This is a genomic window from Pandoraea sp. E26, assembly GCF_000681415.1.
GTDB classification, from domain to species: domain Bacteria; phylum Pseudomonadota; class Gammaproteobacteria; order Burkholderiales; family Burkholderiaceae; genus Pandoraea; species Pandoraea pnomenusa.
This window is the reverse complement of record NZ_AYXJ01000004.1, coordinates 1-1552: the sequence shown is the minus strand read 5'-3', so window position 1 is coordinate 1552 and position 1552 is coordinate 1. Positions and strand designations below refer to the sequence as shown.

Sequence of the window (1552 nt, the reverse complement as noted above, 5' to 3'; positions counted from 1 at the left end):
CGACACCGCCCGGCGTGCCGGTCACGATCACGTCGCCCGGCTGCAATCTGGTGAAGGTCGAGCAGTAGGCAATCAGCGTCGGGATCGAAAAGATCAGCATGTCGGTGGTGGCGTGCTGCACGACCTGTCCGTTCAAACGCGTCTCGAGTGTGAGCGCTTCGTTCTCGCCGATCTCGTCGGCGGACACCAGCGTCGGGCCGAAGGCGCCGGTTGCCTGAAAATTCTTTCCCGGCCCCCACTGCGAGGTGTGGGTTTGCCAGTCGCGAATGCTGCCGTCGTTGTAGCAGGCGAAGCCCGCGATATGGGAGAAGGCATCTTCCTCGCTGATGCGACGTCCGGCGCGACCGATCACCACGGCGATCTCGCCCTCGTAGTCCAGACGCTCCGACTCGGGCGGCAGCAGAATCGGTTGCTCGTGACCGAGCTGCGATTCGGCGTAGCGCATGAATATGGTCGGGCGCTCGGTGCGCTCGCGCCTGGTTTCGCGCACGTGTTCGTCATAGTTCAGGCCGGCGCACAGCACCTTGTCGGGATCGGCCACGGCCGGTCGATAAGCGTCGATCGAGGCGAGTGCGAAATCGGCGTCGTGCTTTTGCGCGAGATCCTTCAGCGTGTCGATGCCATGGGCACGCAATGCGGCGCCGAGGTCGACGAGGCCCAGACGTGCGCCGAGATCTACCACACCTTCATTGCGCACCACACCAAAACCGGCCTTGCCCTGCCGCGTGAAACTGACGAATTTCATGAATGAGTCTCCAGAGAAAACATTGTTGAGCCAATACAAATCGGTTGTGTTTTGCGGACCGCCCTCGCTCAGGCGGCCACCGGGGCTTCAGCCACGCCGAGTGCGGCCCCGACGGATGCCGTCAGATTGCGCAACGCGTCGCCCCCTCGGGCAACGCCGGCGACATAGCGATCCGGACGAATCAGCACAGCATCGGCATCGAGCGTGTCGAGCCATTGGCGTGTCGACTCGCTGGCGTCCTCGATCCATCGCAGCGGCCACGGGAACACCTCGCGGGCGGCTTCGCACTGCGCCGCGGAGAAGGCGCCGCCTCGCGTGAGCAACAGGAAGTCGTTTCCTGCCGCGTCGTCCATGCGTCGGCCGTCGGCCAATGTCGGTTGCCGCGAGATCGCGCCGCCTTCGGCCTCCTGTAGGAGCAGCGCACTCGCGCCCAGTCGCGGACTCAGGCTCTGAAGACGACGGGGGCCGTTGGCGAACATCTCGTCGCGCCGCGCGGCGGCGTCCTGATCGACCGCCTGGATGATGCGCCCCAGTTCGACCGCCAGCGTGATGAACTCCGAGACGTGCGGGTAGCGTTCCTGCTGATAGGTGTCGAGCAACGCATCGGAAGCGCCGTGCCGCAGAATCGCCACCAGCTTCCATGCGAGATTGCTCGCGTCGCGAATGCCGGCGCACATGCCCTGACCGAGGAACGGCGGTGTCTGATGGGCGGCGTCGCCGGCCAGCATCAGACGTCCCTGCCGCCATCGCTGCGCAATCACCGCATGAAAGGTGTAGACGACGGCGCGTTCGAGATCGGCGTCGTCG

Annotated in this window: 2 protein-coding genes; both read right to left on the bottom strand. The window is 65.1% G+C overall.

The genetic code is table 11. The features are described from left to right. A partial coding sequence (locus W930_RS0102905) for a fumarylacetoacetate hydrolase family protein (RefSeq protein ID WP_028730771.1) occupies window positions 1-745 on the bottom strand: 745 nt, incomplete at its 3' end. A 68-nt stretch (window positions 746-813) separates the two neighbouring features. Continuing rightward, window positions 814-1552 (bottom strand): FAD-dependent monooxygenase (locus tag W930_RS25845; RefSeq protein ID WP_036655684.1); only part of this gene is annotated, 739 nt, incomplete at its 5' end.